The sequence below is a fragment of the Aquabacterium parvum genome, assembly GCF_001447195.1.
Classification (GTDB): Bacteria; Pseudomonadota; Gammaproteobacteria; order Burkholderiales; family Burkholderiaceae_C; genus Aquabacterium; species Aquabacterium parvum.
In genome coordinates this window covers 492633-499850 of sequence record NZ_LFRI01000341.1, presented here as the reverse complement: position 1 = coordinate 499850, position 7218 = coordinate 492633, and the positions used below count along the sequence as shown (strand labels likewise).

The following is a 7218-nucleotide window of genomic DNA, read 5'->3' as shown; positions in this document are numbered from 1 at the left end:
AGCGCAGACTGGCTCCATTACGCCGATCCGCCGCTGGCTCCAATACGGCGATCACGCACTGGATCCATAACGCCGATCATCGGCTGGCTCCAATATGCCGATCACGAAGTGGCTCCATTACGCCGGTCGGTGACACGGCCCCTGGTGGACTGGTTGAACCGCCTCCGGGCCCCTCGGTGCTGGACGGGGTTAGGCAGGACCTGGATCGGGTTGCCACGCTGGCCCTGAGCCTCCCGCCTGACCAGCGAGACATCCTCGCCCGTGACCTTGCGTCCCTCCTGGCGAAGCTCCCGGCCCCACCTCCAGCGCCATCTGACGAGTTCTGAGGCGGGCCCTCGGGCTGTACAAATTGGACACCTCCAGGCATCAAGAATCGGGCGACAGCCCGTATTCATCGCGCTTGCGGGGCGATTGATCCCCCTCCGGTTTTGCTCGGGGCGGTTCAATGATCCACGGGCGCGCCTTCGGGCGCACCTGTCTTTTTTGGCGGGCGCTAACGGGGCCGGGCTGGGGTTGACGCCCGGTCTGATCCTTCCCACAATTCGGGCCTGAAGGCTTCCCACAATGGGGAGCCAGCCAAGTGGGTCAATCGGGCAGAGTCCCTTTATTCATCGGTGTTCTGAGCGTTTGACGGGTCTCGGCTCCTGGAGTCGAATCCTCTCACCCCGACCAGGAATGCAAAAAACGCCGCAGCATGTCTGCGGCGTTTTTGTTGGCGCGCATCAGGCGCCGTTGCGCAATTCCTGCAACAGCCGCCCGACTTCCAGGCTGGCGCGCTCGCGATGGCGCTCGACGGCCTGGCGAACGGTGTCGGGGGAGGCCCGGTCGATGTGACCGTGGCGGGCTCGGCTGATGGCGCGCAAGGTGGGTTGCAGGGCCTGCAGCGAATCGATCTCGGTCAGCGCTTCCTGGCAGGTCTGCATCAGGTCCAGGGCCGCGCGGCGTGCATCGGCGGTGAGCTCTTCCAGGTCAACCGTTTGATCGGTGGGACGGCCCAGGTGGTTGCTCATGGTGAGCTGGGTCGATTGCGGGTCGGTGCGCCAACCGGTCAGCACGCGGGGCGGGGTTTGGGGGTCGGGGCGCACCTCGACGCGGCCGTCGGCACGGTGCTGCCAGGACAGCCCGCGGGCCAGGGTCTGGGCGCGGGTCACCTGGCCGTCGTTGGCCGAGGCGTTGAGGCGGTCGGTGTCGAAGCTCAGGCGGGGCAGGGCGTTCAGCGGGGCGAGCAGCAACTCGCTGAGTTGCACCCGGCGCAGGCGCGCATTGTCGCGGGGCTCGAATTCGGCGTCGTCGGCCATGGAGCCATCAGGGGGCAGGGCCTCGGCGATGAACTGCAGCACATCGGTGACCCCGCAGTAGGTGGCCGCACGCAGGCGCACAGCCACGCTTTCACCGGGCCGCTCGGGCAGGGCCAGGTGGAAGGGATGTTGCCCCAGTGCGAGCGTCAGGTCAGGTGCCCCGGGCGGCAGCAACTGACCGAACTCGATGGTGCGGTCGATGTAGATGTCCATGGCGCAGCACACTCCCAAACCTCCCGTCTGTGCGGGATGCATGGACAGTGTGCCACGAGTGGACCTGTCATGGTTTGCGCATCATGGGATCACCCGGCCAGGGGGGTGAGGTCATCGTCCATGAGGCCTTCGCGCGACGCCGGGCGTGTTTTGGTGCGCGGCGCGTGCACCTCGCCTGGGCGCATCAGCATGGGGCGGACCCAGTGACCTGCTCGGCTTTTTCACGCCAAACATTCCTGGAAGACGGCGGGTTGTGGAAGGGGCAGATACTGCTGTTTGAACTCGTGGGGCGTCAAGTAGTCCAGGCTGCTGTGCGGCCGCACGGCGTTGTAATGGCGCCGCCAAGCTTCGATGATCACAGCCGCCTCGCGGCGTGACCTGAACCACTCCAGCGACAGGCATTCATCGCGGAACTTTCCGTTGAAGCTCTCGTCGGTGCCGTTCTGCCAGGGCTTGCCTGGATCGTTGAGCACCGTGCAAATGCCGCTTTGGCTGATCCACTCCAGGATGGCCACGCTCACGAACTCGGGGCCGTTGTCTGATCGCATGAACAGCGGCGCACCATGGATGCTCACCAGCCTGGACAGCACGTCGATGACTCGCCTGGAGCGAATCGACCCTGCCACGTCGATGGCCAGGCACTCGCGGGTGTACTCATCCACGACGGTCAGACACTTGATCTGTTGGCCATCAGCCGTGGTGTCGAAGACGAAGTCATAGGCCCACACCGTGTTGGCCTTGAAGGGCGTGAACGGTCTGCGTGGCTCGGTGATGGCGGCGTGGTGCTTGACGATGACCGGCTGCAAGGCGTCCCGCAGATCGGCGGCGGGGTCACGCTCACACCGCCCGGTGGCGATCCCGTAGCGGAAGCCCTGCCCGCACGCCTGGCGCACGCGGTGGGCCGTTTCGATGGCGCCCCGGGCCTCGACCTTGCGCAGGGCCTCCAGCAGCTTGGGTGCCGTCACTTCGGCGATGGGCAGGGCGCCGAACCATGGGAAGGCGTCTTGCTCCAGGCGCAGCAGGGTCCGGGCGGCGTGGCCCTCGGTCACTGCGGCCACGTGCACGGCCTGGTGCCACTCGCGGGCCACAGCCTCGAAAGTGTTCGCGGCCAGCTCGGCCCGGGTGGCCTTTTCCGCCTTGCGCTTGGCGCCAGGGTCGATGCCTGCGGCGATGTCGCGGCGGGCTTGCTCGCGGCGTTCGCGGGCGTCCTTCAGGCTGACTTCGGGGTGGGTGCCGAAGGACAGCATTTTTTCCTTACCGTCGATGCGGTAGCGGAAGCGCCACCACTTGGCGCCGCTGGGTTGCACCTCCAGGCCCAGGCCGCCGCCGTCAGCCAGGTTGAAGGGCCGGGCCTGCGGCTTGGCATTTCGGATGGCCGGGTCCGTGAGCTTGTTCGTGGCGTTCTTGATGGGCATGCGGGTAACACCGTTGCGGGTAACTGGGTTGCGGGTAGGTCGCTTACCCGCAAAGTTACCCGCACAGGTGCCCGGATGTCCATAGACTCACTCGCACGGCTGCGGACAAGAAAAAAGCCCTAGAGCGTTGATTCTCTAGGACTTTTTGGATGCTTGCGGACTGTGCCGGAAGCTTTTTTGGTGGAGCCGGGGGGAATTGAACCCCCGTCCGTCAGCCATCAACGAGCAGATCTACATGTTTAGCTGTCTGATTTGGATCTCGCCAACCTGATCGCGCAGCAGCACGCTATCAGGCCAGCCAGTCACTTGATCTCGACCTCACTTGAGTGACCCAGGTGAAGCCCAGCCCATGAAAATGACCTCTCAGTCCTTGCCTTGCGGCTCAGACCCAGCCCATGGGCCGACTGTTGAGAGGCTCACCGGTATTAAGCGGCGAGTGCGAACTTTTGATCGTTTGCAGTTGGTTTTTTTCCAGTGGATTTACGAGCGAACTGGTGCTCGACATGCCCTGTCCCGAATCCGCACCAACGTCGAAACCAGGTCGGCCCCAGGAAATGGGTGTCCCATTGTAGGCGCTTCCTTCCGCCACTGCCTGGGACATGGCCGGCAATTCGGGGCGGTCCGGCTGATTTCAAGCCCTGAATCGCCCTGGCTTCAGCTCCCGGGCTCCGCCACCAGGCTGGCGCAGAAACCGTCCAGGCTGTCCTGCTCTTCGCCGGACAGGTCACCTGCGGCCAGCCGGGCCATGCGCTCGATGGTGGCCAGGCGGTGACCCAGGGCGTCGAGCACCGCTTCGGCTTCGGCGATCTGGTCGATGCCGATCGCGTTGGGGCTCCACAGTCCGCTTTCGTTCCAGCCCTGGCGCAACTTGTGCAGCAGGTGGCGGCACAGGTCTGCCGAGCGCGTCAGGTTGGGGCCGGGGTTGTCGGGCAGCATGAGTTCGAGGCGGTTCATCGCGCCTTGCAGGGCGAAGTCCAGGTTGGCGAGCTCGTGCAGCAGGTCTTCACCCGAGCGGCGCGGCCGCAAGGGGGCCACCACGCGGGCGGCGGCCGCCAGCGGGCCGCTCAGGTGCTCGTCGAATTCGCCGGGCACCACCCGCAGTGCGACGCTGGCGTGGTGCAAGGTGGCGTCGGGCAGGCGCAGGGCCGCGAGGGCTTCTTCGGTGGCCGACAGCAGTTTGCCGAGCGCCGACATGCGATCGCCGGTGAGCAGGTGCGGGTAGCCGGAGCCGTCGAGTCGCTCGTGATGTTCGGCCACAGCTCGCACGATGTCGCGGGGGTAGTCGGTGAGCTGACCGAGCAGCAGCTGGCCCACGTGGGGGTGCACCACGAGCTGGCGGTAGGTGTCGACATCCAGGGTGGCGCCTGCGTCGGCTTCGCCGTACTCGGGTGAGATGTACATCTCGCCAACGTCGTGCAGCAGGCCGGCGGTCATGGCCTGGCCGATGAGGCGCTCGTCACCGCCCCGCGCGTGCATCAGCGCGCCGGCCACGGCCATGGCGTCGAGCGCGTGGGCAAAGGCAGCGGGGCGGGCGGTTTCGACAGCGCTCAGCAGCAGTTGCACCACGGAGTGCAGGCGCAGGCTGGCCGCACCGTGCATCAGGGCGTCGGCATGGGGGCGCAGCAGGGGGCTGAGCATGCCCTCGGTGTCGATCAGGCGGGCCATGGCGCGCTTGAGGCTGCCTGGCGTGACCCCGTCCTCGGCCATCAGGCAGGTCTCCAGCGGTTTGCGCAGGGACCGGTCCATCAGCTTGCGCTGCAGGTCCGCCGTGACGGGCTGGTTGCGCGCCCACAGCTTCATGCCGTTGATGTCGAAGATGTCGCTGGAGGCGATGATCGACCGGGTTTCGCTGGCTTCCAGGATGGTGGCCAGGGCGTGGGGGTTGGCGACCTGGAAGTCGCTGGGTACGGCGTGCACGGCGTTGGGGCTCATGACCACTCCTCGCCCCACGGTGAGGTGCAGGGCTGACCCATTATGGGACGATGCCTGCCGCATGGCACACGTGAAAACGCCAGCCCGGTGCCTGCTGGCGCCTGGGGGCTGGCGTGTGTGACGGATCTCACGATCCGCCATTGGGATCAGCTGCGGTAGTCGGCGTTGATGCTGACGTAGTCGTGTGAGAGGTCGCAGGTCCAGACGGTGGTCGAGGCCGGGCCGCGGCCCAGGTTCACGCGGATGGTGATTTCCGATTGCTTCATGACGCGCTGACCGTCTTCTTCGCGGTAGGCCGGGTTGCGGCCGCCCTTCGTGACCACGTGCACATCGTCGAGGTGCATCTCGATGAGGTTCTGGTCGAGGTCGTCGATGCCGGCATAGCCCACGGCGGCCAGGATGCGGCCGAGGTTGGGGTCGGAGGCGAAGAAGGCGGTCTTGACCAGCGGCGAGTGGGCGATGGCGTAGGCCGCCAGGGCGCATTCGGCTTCGTTGCGGCCGCCTTCGATGGTCACGCTGATGAACTTGGTGGCGCCTTCGCCGTCGCGCACGATGGCCTGGGCCAGCTTTTGCGAAACCTCGATGAGGGCGGCGCGCAGGGCCTGGCCGTCGGCGCTGGCCAGGTCGGTGATTTCGGCGTGCTGGGCCTTGCGGGTGGCGATCAGAACGAAGCTGTCGTTGGTGGAGGTGTCGCCGTCGATGGTGATGCGGTTGAAGGAGGCGTTGGCGGCATCGGTCACCAGGCTTTGCAGCAGGCCGGGAGCGACCTTGGCGTCGGTGGCCAGGTAGCCCAGCATGGTGGCCATGTTGGGCTTGATCATTCCGGCGCCTTTGCTGATGCCGGTGATGGTGACGGTCTGGCCGCCCAGGGTGATCTGTTTGGAGAAGGCCTTGGGCAGGGTGTCCGTGGTCATGATGCCTTCGGCGGCCACTGCCCAGTTGTCGGCTTTGGCGTCGGCGATGGCTGCGGGCAGGCCGGCTTCGATGCGGTCGACCGGCAGCGTCTCCATGATGACGCCGGTGGAGAAGGGCAGCACCTGGCGCGGCGAGAGCTGCAGCAGGCGAGCCAGCGCGACGCAGGTGGCGCGGGCGCGCACCATGCCGTCTTCGCCGGTGCCGGCGTTGGCGTTGCCGGTGTTGATCACCAGGGCGCGGATGTCGCTGCTGTCTTGCAGGTGCTCACGGCAGATCTGCACGGGCGCGGCGCAGTAGCGGTTCTTGGTGAACACGCCTGCCACGGCGCTGCCTTCGTCGAGCAGGATGACCGACAGGTCGCGTCGGTTTGCCTTGCGCACGCCCGCCATGGTGATGCCCAGCTTCACGCCGGGAACGGGGTGCAGGTCGGAGGGGTTCGGTGCGGTCAGGTTGACGGGCATGGTGTGAGGCGCGTGGCGTGGCGCTTGTCGTGGGCGCCTGGGTGGCATGTGGGGCGGATGGGCCCGCCCCGGCGGGGAGGCCCGATTGTGCAGCATCGTTGCGCAGCGGATGGGGACGGATCCCTGCTCACATGGCCTTGAACCTGTGGGCGTACATGCGGCTGACTTCGAGCGTTTCGGCGCGACCGCGGATGTGGATGCGCAGCTTGCCGCCGTCGCGGATGACGCGGTCGATGGCGGTGACGTTGACCACGGCGCTGCGGTGCACCTGCCAGAAGCGGTTGGCGTCCAGCCGGGGCAGGAGTTCGCGCAGGGGCGTGCGGATGAGCAGTTCGCTGCTGCCGGCGCGGTCGGTGACCAGGCGAACGTATTTGTCGGCGGCTTCGAAGCAGAGGATGTCTTCCACCGGCACCATGACCAGCGTCTGCCCGGCTGCGACCTGGATGATGGTCAGGGGCTCGGGCCTGTGCAGCGGGGGGCGGCCCATGGCGCCGTCGGCATCCTCGCTCAGGTTGGGCAGGCCGGGGTGGTCAGCAGAAACGGGGGACTGCGTTTCGGCTTCGCCGCCACCTTGCTGGCGCCAGCTCAACTGAGCCTGCAGGCGGGTGACGGTGGTGCCCAGGCGGGCCGACTGAACCGGCTTGAGCACGTAGTCGACCGCGGCGTGTTCAAAGGCGGCCAGGGCGTAGTGGTCGTAAGCGGTGACGAAGACGATGAGCGGCAGTGGGCGGTCATCGGGCCAGCGTTCCAGGATGACGTCGGCGGCGTCCAGCCCGGTCACGTCGGGCATCTGGATGTCCAGGAAAAGGATGTCGGGCAGGCCCTCCAGCGCCGCGTCGATGGCGGCCTGGCCATCGGGGGCGGCGGGCAGCAGTTGCAACTCGGGCCACAGGCGTTGCAGCTTGCGGGCGAGCGCCTCTGCCAGCAGGGGTTCGTCTTCGGCGATGAGGGCCAGGGCGTTCATGGCGGTGGTGGGGCGTGTGG

General features: G+C 66.8%; 5 protein-coding genes and 1 other RNA gene. All 6 read right to left on the bottom strand.

Translation table 11 applies throughout. The annotated features are described in order from the left end of the window. Nucleotides 1-722 precede the first annotated feature (722 nt). Nucleotides 723-1511, bottom strand: coding sequence for a hypothetical protein (locus ABG80_RS13695; RefSeq protein ID WP_058088144.1), 789 nt, complete (start codon nucleotides 1509-1511; stop codon nucleotides 723-725). Nucleotides 1512-1732: 221 nt separating this feature from the next. Beyond that, nucleotides 1733-2926: an IS3 family transposase gene (locus ABG80_RS23810; RefSeq protein WP_268760976.1), complete on the bottom strand. Its 1194-nt coding sequence runs from the start codon at nucleotides 2924-2926 to the stop codon at nucleotides 1733-1735. A 178-nt stretch (nucleotides 2927-3104) separates the two neighbouring features. Continuing rightward, nucleotides 3105-3475, bottom strand: a transfer-messenger RNA (tmRNA) gene (gene ssrA / locus ABG80_RS21500). A 105-nt stretch (nucleotides 3476-3580) separates the two neighbouring features. Beyond that, the gene (locus tag ABG80_RS13685) at nucleotides 3581-4858 is read right to left on the bottom strand and encodes an HD-GYP domain-containing protein (RefSeq protein ID WP_058088143.1); all 1278 of its coding nucleotides are present in this window, start codon (nucleotides 4856-4858) and stop codon (nucleotides 3581-3583) included. A gap of 146 nt (nucleotides 4859-5004) precedes the next feature. Beyond that, entirely contained in the window at nucleotides 5005-6234 is a 1230-nt protein-coding gene (gene argJ / locus ABG80_RS13680; RefSeq protein WP_058088142.1) for a bifunctional glutamate N-acetyltransferase/amino-acid acetyltransferase ArgJ, read from the bottom strand. Between the two features lie 127 nt (nucleotides 6235-6361). Then, nucleotides 6362-7198: a LytR/AlgR family response regulator transcription factor gene (locus ABG80_RS13675; protein ID WP_058088141.1), complete on the bottom strand. Its 837-nt coding sequence runs from the start codon at nucleotides 7196-7198 to the stop codon at nucleotides 6362-6364. Nucleotides 7199-7218 lie beyond the last annotated feature (20 nt).